Here is a 16,889-nt window from a genome sequence, read left to right as displayed (position 1 = left end):
AGTTCTGAAGTAACGAACAGCTGTGTCGGCTGAACAGTTCCTCAATTGAAAAGAGTGCTTGTTCGCTGCCCTGTTCCATGTCCCGCTCTGCGGGGCGACTTAATAGGGTTTCGGTGGTCATAGCGTGAGGGAAACGCCCGGTTACATTCCGAACCCGGAAGCTAAGCCTTACAGCGCCGATGGTACTGCAGGGGGGACCCTGTGGGAGAGTAGGACGCCGCCGAACAATCTTTGAGGACCCTTGGCCCCAGCGTTCACGCTGGGACCAAGGGTCCTTTTTTATTTTCCGAAGCGCGGCGGGTAGCCGATTGCGCGAGAATGACTGCGGTACCGAAGACAGGAGTCACCGATGTCGACCAACTCTCCCGACGATCGACCCGGGCGCGAGGAGCGTCCCCGGGGCGACGGTGACCGTGGCGGGTACCGCGGGCGTCCGCGAAGGGATGACGAGCGCGGACGGGGAGACCGGCCGGCTGATCGTCGCGACGATCGGTCCGGCGGACCGCGTCGGGACGACCGCGATCGTCGTGACGACCGTCCCCGTCGTGACGACCGTCCCCGTCGTGACGACCGTGACCGTGGACCTCGGCGTGACGGCGACCGTCCGGCGTTCCGCCGCGATGATCGTGATCGGCGTGACGATCGCCGAGGTGACGACCGCCGTGGTGGCTTCCGTCGGGACGACGATCGTCGGGGCGGGGCGCGGGGAGACGACCGGGACCGCAGAGACGTTGACCGCGGTGGCTTCCGACGTGACGACCGGGGCGGTCGCGACGATCGGGACCGTGGTTACAGGGGCGGCGGCGACCGTCCGCCGTTCCGTCGTGATGATCGAGACCGTCGCGACGATCAGCGTGGCAGTGATCGTGGTGGCTTCCGCCGCGATGATCGTGACCGTCGGGATGATCGGCGGGATGGTGACCGCGATCGGCGTGATGACCGGGGTCGGCGTGATGATCGTCGTGATGGTGATCGTGGTGGTTTCCGGAGGGATGACCGGGATCGTAGGGACAGCGATCGTGGTGGCTTCCGCCGCGATGATCGTGACCGTCGGGATGATCGGCGGGATGGTGACCGGGATCGGCGTGATGACCGGGGTCGGCGTGATGATCGTCGTGATGGTGATCGTGGTGGTTTCCGGAGGGATGACCGGGATCGTAGGGACAGCGATCGTGGTGGCTTCCGCCGCGACGATCGCGATCGTCGGGATGACCGGCGGGACGACGACCGTCGGGGTGGGTTCCGCGGGCGTGACGACCGAGGTGGACGGGACGAGCGTGGCCGCGGGCCCCGTCGGGACGACAACCGGGGCAGGCCCGGCGGTGGCGGCTACCGAGGTCGTGATGACCGGCGCGGTGGCGACGATCGCGGTGGCTACCGGGGCAGGGACGACCGTGGGCCGCGTCGCGACGACCGGCAGGACCGTGAGCCGATCAAGCGTCTGCCGATCCCGGACGACGTCACCGGTGAGGAGATCGACAAGGACGTGCGGCAGGAGCTCCAGAGCCTGCCGAAGGGGCTTGCGGAGGATGTCGCCCGTAACCTCGTCATGGTCGCCAAGCTGATCGACGAGGACCCCGAGCAGGCTTACGCGTACGCGAGGATCGCGCTGCGGCTCGCGTCCAGGGTCGCTGCGGTGCGAGAGGCCGCCGGATTCGCGGCGTACACCAATCAGAAGTACTCCGAGGCGCTCGCGGAGTTCAGGGCTGCCCGTCGGATGACGGGGTCCGCGGAGCTCTGGCCGGTGATGGCCGACTGCGAGCGGGGACTCGGCCGGCCGGAGAAGGCACTCGACATGGCCGGCGAGCCCGAGGTCCAGCGCCTCGACAAGGCGGGTCAGGTCGAGATGCGGCTGGTGGCCGCCGGTGCGCGTCGCGACATGGATCAGCTGGATGCCGCGATCGTCACGCTGCAGAGCCCTGAGCTGGCGGCGAACTCGGTGCAGCCGTGGACTGCGCGGCTGCGGTACGCCTACGCCGACGCGTTGCAGGCGGCGGGACGTGAGGACGAGGCACGCGAATGGTTCGCCAAGACGATCGAGGCGGACCGGGACGGCGCGACGGACGCTTCCGATCGCCTCGCGGAGCTCGACGGCGTCGAGTTCGTGGACGCCTTCGACGAGGAGACCGAGTCGGAGTCGGCGGAGCACGGTGTCGAGCTGCCTGTCGGGTCGGGTGAGCCGGAGAAGACCGGTTTGTCGGAGGCCGTGCCGGACGGCGACGAGGACGTATCCGGGCGTGAGACCAGCCAGGACTGAGGCTGAACGATGAGGGGCGGGACCGGTGGACCGGTCCCGCCCCTCATGCGTTGATCCCGAGCAGAGCGTGTGTCAGTCGGCCAGGTTGCGCAGGACGAGCCCGGTGGCGGGCTTCGGACCGAACGACGTGGACTTACGGGGCATGGTCACGCCCTGGCGGGCCAGATCGCGGACCGTTGCCTCGCTGACCGGGTGCATCAGGATCGCTGTGCCGCCGTCACGTTCCGCCTTCGCAACGGTCGACTGTGCGTCGTGGATGTACGCGATGTGTTCCGGGGAGTCGGGGACCTGCCAGACATGGTCCAGGAGCGTGGCGTGCAGCACTGCCGCGTCGAGGTTGCCCCAGGCCTCGGGGAGGTCCGTGCGGATCGTGCGTGCCAGCAGGTCGGGGGCCGGCTGGTCCAGGAGGTGGTAGGTGCCGTCACCGGTCAGAAGGAAGGCGTTGGATGCGCCGGCCGCTTCGGCGAGGGCGTCCAGAGCGGCGGGCAGCGGACCGTCGACGGCTCGTACCCGGAAGAGGGCGGAGACGGTCTCGAGCGCCTTGGCCGGCGGGAGCTGGTGCAGGAGCCGGTGGATCGCGCGGACCCTCAGGGGGTAGCGCGCCGTGTCGACGAGCAGTACCAGGCCGTGGTCCCAGGGTGAGGGGCCGCTTTGCTCCGCACGCAGCCGCAGGTAGGTGGCCCAGCGGTGGTGGCCGTCCGCGATCAGCGCCTGGCGTTGTTCCAAGTCGTCGGTGATCGTGGCGAGTTCGGCCGGGTCGGAGACGGCCCAGAGGCGGTGACTGAAGCCGTCCTCGGTCGTGGTGGCGAGCAGGGGCGGGAGTTCGACCGTGCGCTCGATGACCGCGGTGGCTCCGGCGGCGCTGCCGTCGCCGGCGTAGCTGAGCAGTAGAGGTTCCAGGTTGGCCTCGGTGGCGCGCATCAGTTCGGCGCGGTCGGCGACGACGTCCTGCATCACGTCCTCGTGGGGCAGGACGATGTGCTGGGCACGGTCGGACAGTTCCAGGGCGCCGATGATGCCGCGCTGCAGGATCTCGTCGTTGCTCTGCTCGTAGACGTAGAGCGCTTCGCGGTCGTCGCGGGCGAGGATGCCGTCGGCGAGCCAGCGGTGCAGGGTGTCGGCGGCCTGCTGGTGCCGGTCGCCGGTGCCGGCCGTCTGCGGGAGGATCAACCGGACGATGTTGTACGGGTCGGCCGATTCGAGGTGGTGCAGTCCGTCGGGCCTGACCACCACGTCGTAGGGCGGTGACGTGACCGCGGCGAGGCTGCCGACCCGCTCGGGGACGTAGCGCACGCCCCGGAAGGGGTGCAGTCTCAGGCCGCCTGGTGTGGTCATGACTGCATCGTATGCGGGGGCGGGAGTACGAGATGATCTGGGCAGCGACAGCCAACTAGGAGCGACACGCGATGAGCGACACCGTCAGGACGAGCCCGGCCGCCAGCGAGCAGAGGCTGAACGAGGCCTACGACACCGCGCTGCTCGATCTCGACGGGGTGGTGTACGCCGGAGGCGAGGCCGTCGCGCATGCGGTGCCTTCGCTGCTCGAAGCGCGTGAACAGGGCATGCACCTGGCGTACGTGACCAACAACGCGCTGCGGCCGCCGGATGCGGTGGCCGAACATCTGACGGACCTCGGAGTGCCGACCGGGCCTGCCGAGGTGATCACCTCGGCGCAGGCCGTGGCCCGGCTGATCTCGGAGCAGGTGCCGGCAGGCTCGCGGATCCTGGTCGTCGGCGGCGAGGGGCTGCGGCTCGCGCTGCGTGAGCGTGGGCTCGAGCCGGTGGAGTCCGCGGACGATGATCCGGCGGCGGTCGTACAGGGTTACGGCGGGCCGGAGTTGGCGTGGGGCCGGTTCGCCGAGGCCTGCTACGCGGTGTCGCGGGGTGTGCCCTGGTACGCGTCGAACACCGACCTGACGATCCCCAGCGGCCGGGGCATCGCGCCGGGCAACGGCGCGGCGGTGGAAGTGGTCCGGATCGCGACCGGGGCCGATCCGCAGGTGGCGGGCAAGCCGTTGCCGCCGATGCACCGCGAGACGATTCTGCGGACCGGTGCACGGCGGCCGCTGGTCGTGGGGGACAGGCTCGACACGGACATCGAGGGGGCGTTCAACGGTGAGGTGGACTCGCTCCTGGTCCTGACGGGAGTGACGGACGGCGCGGCCCTGCTCGCCGCTCCGCCCGAGCACCGTCCGACGTACGTGGACGCCGATCTGCGCGGTCTGTTGACCGGGCAGCCGGAAGTCGTGGCCGAGGACGGCGGCCACCGCTGTGGCGGCTGGACCGCGCGGGCTGCCGGGGCGCTGGAACTCACCGGCGAGGGTGCGCCCCTCGACGGACTGCGCGCGCTGTGCGCCGCGGCATGGACCGAGGCGGGCGACGGGGCGTCCCGGCTCGACGCGGGCAAGGTGCTGGCTCGGCTGGGACTGTGAGGTCCGGAACGCGCGGGGCGGCGGTCGAGTGCCGGCGCCCGGCCGCGTTCACCGATCGGCGGCCAGTACGGCCGCGAGACCCTCCTGCAGATCTTTGACGAAATACTCGGGGACCTCCAGCGACGGGAAATGGCCCCCGAATTCGGGCGACCTCCATCGGACGATCCGCCGGTACCGCTGCTGTGCCCAGGGTCGCGGACTCTTTTCGACGTCGCGGGGGTACATCGTGATGGCGGACGGGACGTCGACCCGGAGCTCGGGGTCGAGCGCGTTGTGGCTCTCGTAGTAGATGCGGGCCGCCGATGCCCCGGTCCTCGTCAGCCAGTACAGGGTGACGTCGTCGAGAACTCGGTCCATGGAGATCTTCTCGAACGGGCTGTCCTCGGTGTCCGACCACTCGGCGAACTTGTCCAGGATCCAGGCGAGAAGCCCGGTCGGCGAGTCGACGAGCGAGTAGCCGATGGTCTGCGGTCGGGTCGCTTGCTGCTTCGCGTACGCCGCGCGGTGTTTCCAGAAGGCGTGGGTGTCATCGGCCCACTCGCGCTCGACCGCTGTGAGCCCGTCCGTCGTCAGACCGGGCGGCGCCTGCGCGAACGTGGAGTGGATGCCGAGAACGTGCGCCGGGAACCGGCCGCCGATGACCGTGGTGATCGCACCTCCCCAGTCGCCGCCGTGGGCCGCGAACTCGTTGTAGCCGAGCCGTCCCATCAGTTCCACCCACGCGGCCGCGATCTTCTCGATGCCCCAACCGCCGGTGGCCGGTTTGTCGCTGTATCCGAAACCAGGCAGTGACGGGACGACGACGTGGAAGGCCGGTGCGTCTGCGTCTTTCGGGTCTGCCAGCTCGTCCACCACGTCGATGAACCGGACGATGCTGTCCGGCCAGCCGTGCGTCAGGAGGAGCGGAGTGGCGCCCGGGCGCGGGGACCGGCGGTGCAGGAAGTGGATTCCCAGATCGTCGATGGTCGTACGGAACTGGCCGATGCGGTCGAGCCGCTCCTCGAACGACCGCCAGTTGTAACCGGTGCGCCAGTAGTTCACGACGTCGACGAGGTCGGCGAGCGGGACGCCTTGATCCCAACGGTGCGGGCCGGGCGCCGAGCGAGGGACCGTCTCGGGCTCCGGCAGTCGCGCAGCGGCCAGGCGTGCGCGCAGGTCGTCGAGGTCGGCGTCGGGTGCATGGGATGTGAATGCTTGGACGTCGCTGGTCGGGCGGGGCATGAGGACCTCCTGGCCGTCGCGGAGCCGGCTGCGGCGGGGTGTGAACCGGCTAAGACGGTTCTAACAGTGTGTCCCCTCACGCTGCAACCGGCTAAGCTGGTTCCATGTCTGCTGCGTTCCCTGAATTCCGCCTCGGTGCCGTGCTGGCGACCAGTTTCACGGGGACGCTTTCGGAGCGACATGGCGATGCCGTGGAGCGCATCCCCACGCCGGAGCGTCTCGTCGACTGGCTGGAGGTGTACGGCCTCGCCGTGGACTCCTGCACCACCGACCAGCTCGAACTCGCCCGGGAACTGCGGGAGTCGATTCACGCCGCCGCCACGGCGGCCGCGACCCAGGACGCTCTGCCCGGGCCTGCCGTCCACGTCATCAACGACCGCAGTGCTCAGGGCCGGGCAGCGGCGATCCTGACGCCCGAGGGGGAGCGGCGATGGCGGCTCGGCTCGCCTTCCTGCGTGGAGGATGCCCTCGGTGTGATCGCCGCCGACGCGATCAGCGTCATCGCCGGTGAACGGGACGGGAAGCTGGCCCTGTGCGCATCGCCGACCTGCCGGGCCGCCTTCTTCGACGCCAGTCAGAGCCGTACGCGCAAATGGTGTGACATGAACACGTGCGGGAACCGTCAGAAGAAGGCGCGCTTCAATGCCAACCAGCGCAAAGCCTCCTGACCTGGGACGTTCAGTGGCTCCTCACCATCGGGAGTGCCGGCGGGCCGAGCCTCACGCGGCCTCGTCCTGGATCAGCAGCTGGTCCTCGGAGGCTCCGCGCCGCCAGTAGCCGGAGAACTTGATGCGGGTGCGGTCCATGCCGCGCTCCGAGACGAGATGGCGGCGCAGGCTCTTCACCGAGGAGGACTCACCGGCGATCCATGCGTACGGCGTCCCGGTGGGAAGGAGCGCCGTGCGGACGGCCTGCGCGGTGCGGTCGGACGGTGGCGGGCCGCTCGTCGCTCGTTCGTCGGTGAGCCAGGTGACGGTGGCGTCGGCGCGGGTCGGCAGGGGCTGGCGGTCGGCGGCGTCCCGGAGTTCGATCCAGACCCGTACGGGGAGCCCTGCGGGAAGGTGTTCGAGGATGGCGGCGATGGCGGGCAGTGCCGATTCGTCGCCCGCGAGGAGCAGCCACTCGGTGTCCTCGGGCGGGCGGAAGTCGTAGGCCGCGTTCTCCGCGTCGACCGGGGCGAAGACGCCGATGCGATCGCCCGCCCGGGCTCGGGTGGCCCAGCGTGACGCGGGTGCGGCGGTGCCGTGCAGCGCGAAGTCGACGGTGAGGGTGGCCGCGTTGAGGTCGCGGATCGTGTACGTCCGCATGATCCCGCGGACCGCGGGATCGAGGGCGCGCCAGGCGGCGTACCAGTCGTCGGTCAACTCCGGCATCACGGGCGCGTCCTGGCCCGGGTGCGGCAGGAACAGCTTGATCCGCTGGTCGCGGCCCGCGGACGCCATGCGCCCGATGTCGCTCCCGCCGAGGTCCACCCGGTGCATCGCGGGGGTGAGGCGACGGGCGCAGGTGACGTGGACGTCGAAGAACTGGAACGGTGCGTCGGTCATAGCGGCTCCTGCTGGGGCGTGGACCAGAGCGTGGGCTCGTTGTCGGCTGGGCGTCCGTCCGGTTGGTGCACGGGTGGGGCGTGTCAGGGGGTGAGGCGTTCGGCCTTCTCGATGGCGGCGGCCAGTTGCTCGAGTACGGGGGCGAAGCCGGCGTAGCTGTAGCGCTCCTCCATGGCCCAGGGGACGGTCTGTCCGGCCTTGACCGCGGGCAGCCGCGCCCAAGTGGGCTTCTTGGCCAGTTCGTTGGGGGGCAGTGCGTGCGAGCGGTTGTCGATCATGATCAGGTCGGCGTGGTACTTGTCGGCGTTCTCCCAGCTGAGGAACTCCCAGAAGCCCCAGTCGTCGGACTTCTTGCCCACCACGAGGTCGATGCCGAGGTCCTTGAAGTAGTGCAGGTCGCAGTACGAGTCCGGTACCGCCACGTACATCTGGTCCGCTTCGCCTGTCATGGCGAGGACCTTGAGGCCGCGGTTGGCCCGCGCGGCCTTGCGCAGGGTCTCCTCCGCGCGCCGGAAGCGTGACTTGGCTTCGGTGACACGGCGACTGCCGAGGTCGGCGCCCAGCGATGCGGCGAGTTCCTCGTACCGCTTGAGTGGCTCCCGCAGCGAGACATGGGCGCCGGCGATGCCGATGGTCGGAGCTATCGCCTCGATCTTCTTGACGGAGTCCTTGGGTACGGACCACAGGTCGGGCGGCGGGAACATGTTGCTGATGAGCACGTCCGGCTTCAGGGACGCGTACTTCTCGAGGTTGAACTGGCCGAACGTCTCGCCGAGGCTGGTCAGTTTGTCGACATCGAGACTGCCTGCCTGGGGGTTCGGCTTGCCGCCGATCGGCTGGCTGGGTCCGAAGATGCCGGTGCATTCGATGCCGTAGTCGTGCAGGGCGGCTGCGGTGCTGACGAACGCGACGATGTTCTTCGGTGTCCCGTCCGTCCTGACCGTGCGTTTCCGGTCGTCCTTGAAGGACCATGAGCCGGACTTCGCGGAGCCGCCGGAGGCCTTGTCGTCGCCGCAGGCCGTGAGCAGCGCTCCGAGGCCCAACGCGCCGCCCGCCGTCAGTAGTCCGCGGCGGGTCGGGCCGCGGCGTGACGTGGCCCGACTCGGGGAACCGGCGGCCTCGAGTGGGGTCGAGGGCTTGGTGCTGTGGCGCATCACGTGACCTTCTTCGCTTGCTGCAGTGCTTCGGTGAGGCTTTCGACGAGGGGGCTGTAGCCGGCGTGGCTGAACCGCGCCTCGTTCTGCCAGGGGACTGTCTGCCCGGCGCGTACGGCAGGGAGCTTGGCCCAGGTGGGCTTGCGTGCCTTCAGCTCGTCGGGCTGCAGGTTGCCGGTACGCCGGTCGACGAGGATCAGGTCCGCCTGGTACTTGTCGGCGTTCTCCCAGCTCAGTTCGGCGAAGAAGCCGATGGTGGCGGGGTTGTCCGGCTTGATGAAGCGGACGTCGAGGTCCTGGTAGTAGCGGAGGTCGGTGAAGTCGTCGGGGACGCCGACATGCAGCAGGTCCTCCTGTGCCGACACGGCCATCACCCGCAGTCCGGAGCCCCTGGACGCGGCTTCGCGGGCGGCCCGGCGCAGCGACGCGGAGGCCTTCCGGAAGCGAGCTTCGGCGTCCTGTACGCGCTTCGACTCCAGGTCGGCGCCCAGGGATTCGGCGAGTTCGGCGAACCGGTCGATGACGCGGGTGAGTGAGCCCCTGGCGGTGAGGATGCCGATGCTGGGGGCCACCGACTCGACCTTCTTCGCCGACTCCTCGGGGATGTACCAGAGCGTGGGCGACTCGTTCATCGTGGTGACCAGGAGGTCGGGTTGGAGAGATGCGTATTTCTCGACATTGAACTCGCCCCAGGCGTTGCCGATGACCGTCACCTTGTCGACATCCAAGTCGCCCGCCTGGATGTCCGGTTTGCCGTTCTTGAGCGTCGTCGGACCGAAGACGCCCTTGCATTCGACGCCCAGGTCGTGGAGGGCGGCGGCGGCTCCGATGTAGGCGACGACGTTCTTCGGGGTGCCGTCGTTGCGCACCGTTTTGCCGCGATCGTCCTTGAACGACCAGGAGTTGCTGCCACCTGTCGGTGCTGTGTCGCCGGAGGTGCCGCAGGCGGCGAGTAGCGCGCTCGCGCCGGTCGCTCCGGCGGCGGTGAACAGGGTGCGACGAGTCAAGCGTGGGGTGGAGACGCAGATCGGGGCAGATCGGGTGCTGCCGGTACCAGGGACCGGCGGCGGTCGGTCGGCGCCCTCACCCTGTCGAGGAATCATGAGAGGGTAGGCTAACCTAACTTCGTGCTGGTCGACAGTCCTCCGCAGGAGCAAGCGGACGCCCCCGAAGCCTCGGTACGACGCCGGTCGCTGCGTGCCGCCGGGCTGCCGTTGGCGGGGTGCCTGCTGCTCGTCGTCGCCCTCGCGAGCATCGCGCTCGGCGCCAAGAGCATGTCGCTCGACGCCGTGTGGCACGGCTTGATCCACCCCACCGGCACCGACGAGGACGTCGTCGTACGCCAGTTGCGGTTGCCCCGGACCGTGCTCGGACTGCTGGTCGGTGCCGCACTCGGACTGTGCGGAGCGGTCCTGCAGGCGCTCACCCGCAACCCGCTCGCCGACCCCGGCCTGCTCGGCATCAACCTCGGTGCCGCTGCCGCGGTCGTCTCCGCCATCAGTTTCCTCGGTGTCACCTCGCTGACCGGGTACGTGTGGTTCGCGTTCCTGGGTGCAGCGGCCGTGTCCGTGCTCGTCTACGTGCTGGGCGGTACGCGCAGCGCCACACCCGTACGCCTCGCCCTGGCTGGAACGGCGGCCTCGGCGGCGCTGTACGGATACATCCACGCGGTCCAGCTGATGGACACGGCGGCGCTCGACAAGATGCGGTTCTGGTCGGTGGGTTCGCTCGCCTCCGCTTCCATGACCACCGTCTGGCAGGTGCTGCCGTTCCTTGCCACCGGCCTTGTGCTGGCCCTCGCGCTCGGCCGGCCGCTGAACGCCCTCGCGCTCGGGGACGACACCGCGCGGGCCCTCGGCGCACGGCTGCAGCACACCCGCGTTCTCGCCATGGCCGCGGCCACCTTGCTGTGCGGGTCGGCCACCGCGGCGTGCGGCCCGATCGTGTTCGTCGGCCTGATGGTGCCGCACGCGGTGCGCGCGCTCACCGGGCCCGACCAGCGCTGGATCCTGCCGTACTCCGCCCTGCTCGCGCCGGTGCTGCTGCTCGGGTCCGATGTGATCGGGCGCCTGGTCACACGCCCCGCCGAGCTGCAGGTGGGTATCGTCACCGCCCTGCTCGGCGGGCCCGTCTTCATCCACCTCGTACGGCGCAGAAGGCAGGCCCAGCTGTGAAGGCCCTGCGTACCGCCGGCGGCCTCTCCGTGCGGCTGGACCCGCGTGCCTGCGTCGTGGGCGTGCTGCTCGGCGCGGCAGCGCTCACCGTGGCCGTCCTGCTGATCGGGACGGGGGACTTCCGCATACCGGCCGCCGACGTGGTGCGAACGCTGCTCGGCAGGGGGGAGGCCGCGCACGAGTTCATCGTGAAGGATCTGCGCCTGCCGCGGGTACTGGTCGGCCTGCTGGCCGGTGCGGCACTCGGCCTGTCCGGAGCCGTCTTCCAGTCGATCACGCGCAATCCGCTCGGCAGTCCCGACATCATCGGCTTCGGGCAGGGCTCCACGGCCGGCGCACTCGCGGTGATCGTGCTGTTCCAGGGCTCGGCGAACGCGGTCGCCCTCGGTTCGCTGGCCGGCGGGCTGCTGACCGGGACCGTGATCTATGCGCTGGCCTGGCGTCGCGGTGTGCACGGCTTCCGGCTCGTCCTCGTCGGGATCGGCATCGCCGCGATGCTCACCGCGGCCAACGCCTATCTGCTCACCAAGGCTGAGATCGTGGACGCCGCCCGGGCGGTGGTCTGGATGACCGGCTCGCTCGTCGGCCGGGACTGGGACCAGGTGTGGCCACTGCTCGGACTGTGCGCGGTGCTCGTACCGCTGGCACTGGCTTGTACGCGACCCCTGCGGATGCTGGAGATGGGCGACGACGTGGCGTTCGCCCTCGGTATCAGGGCCCAACGCGTGCGCCTCGTCGCGATGGCGACGGCCGTCCTGCTGGCCGCCTCGGCCACGGCAGCGGCCGGCCCCGTCGCCTTCGTCGCGCTCACCGCACCGCAGTTGGCGCGGCGGCTCACGCGCGCGACAGGGCCGAATCTGCTGCCCGCGATGCTCATGGGAGCGGCCCTGCTGGTCTCGGCCGATCTCGCCTCGCAGTGGGTGTTCGGGGCGGACCGGCTGCCCGTCGGCGTGCTGACCGGGATGCTCGGCGGTGCGTATCTGCTGTGGCTGCTCGTCACCGAGCGCAGGGCGGGGCGGATTTGAACGGGCCCGGGACGCGACGGGATGGGGACGGGCGCCGCTCGCAACGGGATGTGAACGACAAAAGGAGTACTACTGTGAACCGGCTGACCGCGCAGGACGTCACCCTCGCCTACGACCGCAGCGTCATCGCTCAGGGTCTGACGGTCGACATACCCGACAACTCGTTCACGGTCGTCGTGGGACCGAACGCGTGCGGCAAGTCCACTCTCCTGCGGGCCCTTTCGCGGATGCTCAAGCCGACCGAGGGGCGCGTCCTGCTCGACGGCGAGGTCATCCACTCGATGCCGGCCAAGAAGGTGGCCCGGACGCTCGGGCTGCTGCCACAGTCCTCGATCGCGCCGGACGGCATCACCGTCGGCGACCTCGTCGCCCGCGGGCGCTACCCCCACCAGGGGCTGCTCAGGCAGTGGTCGCGGCAGGACGAGCGCATCGTGCAGGAGTCGATGACCTCGACCGGAGTCGCCGAACTGGCAGAGCGCTATGTCGACGAACTGTCCGGCGGCCAGCGCCAGCGCGTCTGGATCGCGATGGCACTCGCCCAGCAGACGCCGCTGCTGCTGCTGGACGAGCCGACCACATTCCTCGACATCCAGCACCAGATCGACGTACTCGACCTCTGTGCGGACCTCCACGAGGAGCAGGGCAGGACGCTGGTCGCCGTGCTGCACGACCTCAATCACGCGTCGCGGTACGCCACCCACCTCATCGCGCTCCGCGACGGCGAGGTCGTCGCGGAAGGGGCCCCGTCCGACATCGTGACCGCGGAACTGGTCCAGGAGGTCTTCGGGATGCCCTGCCGTGTCATCGACGACCCGGAGTCCGGGACGCCGCTCGTGGTGCCCGCGGCCCGGCGCGCGGGCCGCCGTGCGAGGAAGGCCGACAGCCGCAGCGATCAGATCGCAGGTCCCAAGGTCACAGCAGGGACCTGAGGCGCAGCAGATCGCGGAACCCGGCCTCGAGCCTCACCCGGCCCGAGCCCCAGGCGCGGGCGAATCCGAGTTCGCCGTCGACCAGGGCCACCAGGTCGTCGCCCGCCATGGCGAGGCGGATCTGGGCCCGCTCGGCGGGCGGGCCCTCGGTGGTGTCGTCCACGGTGATACGGCTGTCGGCGAGCCGTCCGGTGAACGTGACGTCAAGATCGGTGATGTGGCAGCTCAGTGAGCGGTCGAGGGCCGTCGCGCCGCGTACGTCTTCGCCCGCCTGCTTGAGATGGTCCGAGAGCCGGTCAAGGGCGGCTCGGCACTGCTCGATGGTCGCCATCGGGACCGACGGTACCCCAGCGCTTCGCGGTAGCGTTTCGGCATGAGCGACACGATCCCGGGTGACGGCGGTACCGGCCCCGCGGCCTACGAGGACGACGGGGCGGAGGCCGCGGAAACGGCGGGCTCGGGGCCCGCGCCGGAGGAAGCGGCGGACGAGCAGAGCGCGGATCCCCGCTCCGAACCGGCGGAAACCGCCGGAGCGGGTGTGCTGGACGTCGTTGCGCCGGAATCCGGTGAGCAGGTATCGGCCGAGCAGGAATCCGGTGCGCCGAATGCCCCCACCCGATACGAACCCGCAGCCCCCCGTCCCCTGGGCGTGCCCCGAGAGCCCACCGGGAACGCCGACGTGGACGCCGGTCTCGGCCGGCTCGGCGATGCCGACCACCTCGCCACCGACGGGCACATCGAGGTGTACGAGGATGTGCACCGAGGGCTGCGCGACGCCCTGACCGCGCTCGACGCACGGCAGGGACCGCCCGCCCCCGCGCAGAGTCCCAGCCCGGGACCGGGTGCGTCCCCGTACCGCCCGTCGCCGTCCGGGACGCCGATGCACGACAACAGGAGCTGAACCGAACGTGGGACGCGTGGCACGCCGCCGCCTCGACGCAGAACTGGTCCACCGCAGCCTCGCCCGCTCGCGCGAGCATGCCGCCCAGTTGATCGCCGCAGGACGGGTCACCGTCGGCGGCAACACCGCGACCAAGTCCGCCACCCAGGTCGAGGCCGGTGCCGCGGTGGTGGTCACCGCGGACGACAGTGACCCGGGCTATGTGTCGCGCGGCGGTCACAAGCTCGCCGGCGCCCTCGCCGTTTTCGGTCCCCAGGGGCTGGGCGTCGAAGGGCGGCGTGTGCTCGACGCGGGAGCGTCCACCGGCGGATTCACCGACGTCCTGCTGAGGGCCGGCGCCGCGCAGGTCGTCGCCGTCGATGTCGGCTACGGACAGCTCGCCTGGTCGCTGCAGAGCGACGACCGGGTGATCGTGAAGGACCGGACCAACGTCCGCGAGCTCACTCTCGACACCATCGACGGCGAACCGGTCGACCTGGTCGTCGGTGACCTTTCCTTCATTCCGCTCGGGCTCGTCCTGCCGGCCCTGGCGCGCTGCGCCGCCGCCGACGCCGATCTCGTCCTGATGGTCAAACCACAGTTCGAGGTGGGCAAGGAGCGGCTCGGCAGCGGCGGCGTGGTCCGCAGTACCGACCTGCGCGCCGAGGCCGTCCGTACCGTGGCGGCGCGTGCCTGGGGCCTCGGCCTCGGCGTGCGCGGGGTGACCGCGAGCCCGCTGCCGGGACCGTCGGGCAATGTCGAGTATTTTCTGTGGCTCACCGCCGGGGCACCCGAACTGGACCCGGCCGACGTCGACCGCGCAGTGGCGGAGGGACCCCGTTGACGACCGACCGCGAGGTGGCACGCACCGTCTTTCTGCTCGCACACACCGGACGGCCGGCCGCCATCCGCAGTGCCGAACTCGTCGTGCAGGGCCTGCTGCGCAGCGGTCTCGGCGTGCGCGTACTCGAGGCGGAGGCCTGCGATCTTCCGCTGCCGCCGGCCGTCGAGCTGGTGACCGAGGCCACCTCGGACGTCCTGGACGGCTGCGAGCTCCTCATCGTGCTCGGCGGTGACGGCACGCTGCTGCGCGGCGCCGAGTTCGCCCGTGCGTCCGGAGTGCCGATGCTGGGCGTCAACCTCGGCCGTGTCGGCTTCCTCGCCGAGGCGGAGCGGGACGATCTGGACAAGGTCGTCGACCGAGTGGTGACCCGCGCCTACGAGGTCGAGGAGCGGATGACCCTCGATGTCCTGGTACACGACAACGGCACGGTCGTCCATGCCGACTGGGCGCTGAACGAGGCGGCCGTCCAGAAGGTGTCCCCCGAGCGCATGCTCGAGGTCGTCCTGGAGATCGACGGCCGTCCGGTGTCCGGGTTCGGCTGTGACGGCATCGTCTGTGCGACCCCGACCGGATCCACCGCGTACGCCTTCTCGGCCGGTGGCCCCGTGGTGTGGCCCGAGGTGGAGGCGCTCCTGATGGTGCCGATCAGCGCCCACGCGCTCTTCGCCAAGCCGCTGGTGACGTCGCCGACCTCCGTGCTCGCCGTCGAGGTGCAGCCGCACACACCGCACGGGGTGCTGTGGTGCGACGGCCGGCGGGCCGTCGACCTCCCTGCGGGAGCGCGGGTGGAGGTGCGCCGCGGCGCCGTCCCGGTACGTCTCGCGCGGCTGCACCACGCGTCGTTCACCGACCGTCTGGTCGCCAAGTTCGCCCTGCCGGTGGCCGGTTGGCGCGGGGCGCCGCAGTGATCGGGTAACGGGAGCCCCGCCGCGAGCGTGTCTCCTACGCGGCCTGGACCACCTGGATCGCGCGCCGGCGCAGCACACTGTGCACCGGCAGCCCGGTCGCCAGCCCGGCCAGCAGGAGCGTGCCGGCGCAGACGGCCGCGACGACCTGCCACGGTATGTGCGGTACGGGTGAACCGAAGGCCGTGTCCAGGATCGGCGCCATCGTGACGAGAGATATCGCTCCCCCCACGAGCAGCGCGGTCCCGGCGACGACCACGGCCTCCCAGACGGCCATGGCCCGCACCTGACCCCGCAGGGTGCCGACCACGCGCAGCAGGGCGACGTCACGGCGACGCTCGAAGGAGATCATCGCCAGGGTGTTGGCCGCGGCGATCGCCGCGAAGCCCGCGTAGAGCGACGTGCCCGCGTAATCCATCCAGACCTCGCCGCGCGAACCGGCCGAACCCGTCCAGTGCTGGGCGGTGGTGTGCATGCCGATCTTCGTCAGACCGAAGCCCACGACGAGGACCAGCGGGACCACCGCGGCGGAGAAACGCCTCGGCTGCGAACGGATGTTGAGCATCGCAAGACGGGCGCTGCCGCCGAACCGACCGACGAACGCGGATACCACCCAGGCCGCAGGCCCCATCAGCCGCGGCCCCAGCAGTCCTGCACCCACGCAGAACAGGATGAGAACCAGGAAAGCGCCCTCGCCCGCCTCGTCGGCAGGCTGCCGCGAGAGCAGCAGCGCGAGGAGGACGGCGCCCGCGGTCGCGATCAGTCCCAGGACCGTACGCGTCCACCCCAGCCCCCGGCGTCCGGATGCCGCTTCGTCGAGCGCTCGGGCCGGCCGCAGGAGCGAGAAGCGCAGCGACGCCACGAAGGCCGCGAGGCACGACGTCACGACCGCCACCGCCAGGCACACCGGCAGTGCCGACCAGCTGAACGAGAACCGCACCTCCTGCGGCACGAGCCCGTGCGCCACCATCGCGTCGAACCACCACCGCCCGACCACCCCACCCGACGCACACCCTGCCAACGCCGCCGGCACGGCCGTCCCCACGGCCTGTCGCGTCACGGTGCGCCGGATCTGCCCGGCCCGGGCGCCGACGGCGCGGGCCAGCGCGAGCTCACGCTGCTGCTGGGCGACGGCGGTGCTCATCGTGGACGCCACCACGAATATCGACATGTAGACGGACCCGATCAGCAAGACCGCGGCGGTGCTGCCGACTCCATGCTCCGCGAGGGTGCGCCGGGCGGTGGCCGAGAGGCCGTCCGCACTCGTGGCCACCAGGAGAGTGGTGGCCGTGCTGACCACGGTGGCCGCGAAGAAGGCGGCCACGGCCGTGCCGGCGAAGGCGGGACGATGGGCACGGAACGTCGCTCGTGCCAGCTTGGAGGTCATGATCCACAGAATGCGTCGGGCACCCCTGTGCCCGCTATGAGGACAGCCGCACGGTCCTGCTGTGGTTTTCCCCAGGGCCGCCCACTCGCGGGTGAAGGCACCGCTTTCGTTCCCCGGATCACCTGCGGTTTCGT

At 70.4% G+C, this 16,889-nt stretch carries 17 protein-coding genes and 1 rRNA gene; 11 read left to right on the top strand and 7 right to left on the bottom strand.

Features of this window, described 5'->3' with window-relative positions:
• The first annotated feature begins 109 nt into the window (after positions 1 to 109).
• From rrf to DSC45_RS36070, 3 genes are all read left to right on the top strand, one after another.
• Positions 110 to 226, top strand: a 5S ribosomal RNA gene (rrf, locus tag DSC45_RS09980).
• Positions 227 to 563: 337 nt separating this feature from the next.
• Positions 564 to 1,565 (top strand): hypothetical protein, encoded by a 1,002-nt coding sequence (locus tag DSC45_RS36075; protein ID WP_205571290.1) that lies wholly within the window; start codon positions 564 to 566, stop codon positions 1,563 to 1,565.
• A complete protein-coding gene (locus DSC45_RS36070) occupies positions 1,487 to 2,257 on the top strand; it encodes a tetratricopeptide repeat protein (protein ID WP_240434559.1) in 771 nt (256 codons plus the stop codon). Before DSC45_RS36075 ends, DSC45_RS36070 begins: the two co-directional genes overlap by 79 nt.
• Positions 2,258 to 2,329: 72 nt before the next feature.
• On the opposite strand, the gene DSC45_RS09970 is transcribed toward DSC45_RS36070, so the two are convergent.
• Positions 2,330 to 3,592 carry a DUF1015 family protein gene (locus DSC45_RS09970; RefSeq protein ID WP_119289174.1) on the bottom strand — a complete coding sequence of 421 codons (1,263 nt, stop codon included), beginning with the start codon at positions 3,590 to 3,592 and terminating at the stop codon, positions 2,330 to 2,332.
• 71 nt (positions 3,593 to 3,663) lie between these two features.
• Between DSC45_RS09970 and DSC45_RS09965 the strand changes: the two genes are divergently transcribed.
• Positions 3,664 to 4,689: an HAD hydrolase-like protein gene (locus tag DSC45_RS09965; protein WP_119289172.1), complete on the top strand. Its 1,026-nt coding sequence runs from the start codon at positions 3,664 to 3,666 to the stop codon at positions 4,687 to 4,689.
• 48 nt (positions 4,690 to 4,737) lie between these two features.
• On the opposite strand, the gene DSC45_RS09960 is transcribed toward DSC45_RS09965, so the two are convergent.
• Complete coding sequence (locus DSC45_RS09960; protein WP_119289170.1) at positions 4,738 to 5,910, bottom strand: epoxide hydrolase family protein; 1,173 nt, start codon at positions 5,908 to 5,910, stop codon at positions 4,738 to 4,740.
• 104 nt (positions 5,911 to 6,014) lie between these two features.
• On the opposite strand from DSC45_RS09960, the gene DSC45_RS09955 reads away from it, so the two are divergent.
• Positions 6,015 to 6,578 carry a CGNR zinc finger domain-containing protein gene (locus DSC45_RS09955; protein ID WP_119289168.1) on the top strand — a complete coding sequence of 188 codons (564 nt, stop codon included), beginning with the start codon at positions 6,015 to 6,017 and terminating at the stop codon, positions 6,576 to 6,578.
• A gap of 51 nt (positions 6,579 to 6,629) precedes the next feature.
• Here the strand turns inward: DSC45_RS09955 and DSC45_RS09950 are convergent, their stop codons facing one another.
• The 3 genes from DSC45_RS09950 to DSC45_RS09940 all read right to left on the bottom strand — a co-directional run bounded on the left by DSC45_RS09950 (position 6,630) and on the right by DSC45_RS09940 (position 9,618).
• Positions 6,630 to 7,457 carry a siderophore-interacting protein gene (locus DSC45_RS09950; protein ID WP_119289167.1) on the bottom strand — a complete coding sequence of 276 codons (828 nt, stop codon included), beginning with the start codon at positions 7,455 to 7,457 and terminating at the stop codon, positions 6,630 to 6,632.
• Between the two features lie 83 nt (positions 7,458 to 7,540).
• Positions 7,541 to 8,611 (bottom strand): ABC transporter substrate-binding protein, encoded by a 1,071-nt coding sequence (locus DSC45_RS09945; RefSeq protein ID WP_119289165.1) that lies wholly within the window; start codon positions 8,609 to 8,611, stop codon positions 7,541 to 7,543.
• Positions 8,611 to 9,618, bottom strand: a complete 1,008-nt coding sequence (locus DSC45_RS09940) for an ABC transporter substrate-binding protein (protein ID WP_240434558.1) — start codon at positions 9,616 to 9,618, stop codon at positions 8,611 to 8,613. The genes DSC45_RS09945 and DSC45_RS09940 overlap by 1 nt, the downstream gene beginning before the upstream one ends.
• 123 nt (positions 9,619 to 9,741) lie before the next feature.
• On the opposite strand from DSC45_RS09940, the gene DSC45_RS09935 reads away from it, so the two are divergent.
• From DSC45_RS09935 to DSC45_RS09925, 3 genes are read left to right on the top strand one after another with little or no spacing between them, the layout of a single operon-like run.
• Positions 9,742 to 10,785: a FecCD family ABC transporter permease gene (locus DSC45_RS09935; RefSeq protein WP_119289258.1), complete on the top strand. Its 1,044-nt coding sequence runs from the start codon at positions 9,742 to 9,744 to the stop codon at positions 10,783 to 10,785.
• Positions 10,782 to 11,810 (top strand): FecCD family ABC transporter permease, encoded by a 1,029-nt coding sequence (locus tag DSC45_RS09930; protein ID WP_119289161.1) that lies wholly within the window; start codon positions 10,782 to 10,784, stop codon positions 11,808 to 11,810. Before DSC45_RS09935 ends, DSC45_RS09930 begins: the two co-directional genes overlap by 4 nt.
• Positions 11,811 to 11,860: 50 nt before the next feature.
• Positions 11,861 to 12,739: an ABC transporter ATP-binding protein gene (locus tag DSC45_RS09925; protein WP_240434557.1), complete on the top strand. Its 879-nt coding sequence runs from the start codon at positions 11,861 to 11,863 to the stop codon at positions 12,737 to 12,739.
• Here the strand turns inward: DSC45_RS09925 and DSC45_RS09920 are convergent.
• A complete protein-coding gene (locus tag DSC45_RS09920; protein WP_119289158.1) occupies positions 12,723 to 13,070 on the bottom strand; it encodes a sterol-binding protein in 348 nt (115 codons plus the stop codon). The two genes, DSC45_RS09925 and DSC45_RS09920, sit on opposite strands and share 17 nt — an antisense overlap.
• 207 nt (positions 13,071 to 13,277) lie before the next feature.
• Here DSC45_RS09920 and DSC45_RS09915 point away from each other — a divergent pair, with 207 nt between their 5' ends.
• From DSC45_RS09915 to DSC45_RS09905, 3 genes are read left to right on the top strand one after another with little or no spacing between them, the layout of a single operon-like run.
• Complete coding sequence (locus tag DSC45_RS09915; protein WP_119289256.1) at positions 13,278 to 13,640, top strand: hypothetical protein; 363 nt, start codon at positions 13,278 to 13,280, stop codon at positions 13,638 to 13,640.
• Positions 13,641 to 13,647: 7 nt separating this feature from the next.
• Positions 13,648 to 14,463 (top strand): TlyA family RNA methyltransferase, encoded by an 816-nt coding sequence (locus DSC45_RS09910; protein ID WP_119289156.1) that lies wholly within the window; start codon positions 13,648 to 13,650, stop codon positions 14,461 to 14,463.
• Positions 14,460 to 15,371: an NAD kinase gene (locus DSC45_RS09905; RefSeq protein ID WP_119289154.1), complete on the top strand. Its 912-nt coding sequence runs from the start codon at positions 14,460 to 14,462 to the stop codon at positions 15,369 to 15,371. The genes DSC45_RS09910 and DSC45_RS09905 overlap by 4 nt, the downstream gene beginning before the upstream one ends.
• 34 nt (positions 15,372 to 15,405) lie before the next feature.
• Here DSC45_RS09905 and DSC45_RS09900 read toward each other — a convergent pair whose 3' ends face one another.
• Positions 15,406 to 16,755 (bottom strand): FtsX-like permease family protein, encoded by a 1,350-nt coding sequence (locus DSC45_RS09900; protein ID WP_119289152.1) that lies wholly within the window; start codon positions 16,753 to 16,755, stop codon positions 15,406 to 15,408.
• Positions 16,756 to 16,889: the final 134 nt, after the last annotated feature.

The sequence above is a fragment of the Streptomyces sp. YIM 130001 genome (assembly GCF_003574445.1).
Lineage (GTDB): Bacteria > Actinomycetota > Actinomycetes > Streptomycetales > Streptomycetaceae > Streptomyces.
Note: the sequence above shows the minus strand (reverse complement) of the source record. Positions and strands in the feature narration are given on the sequence as shown.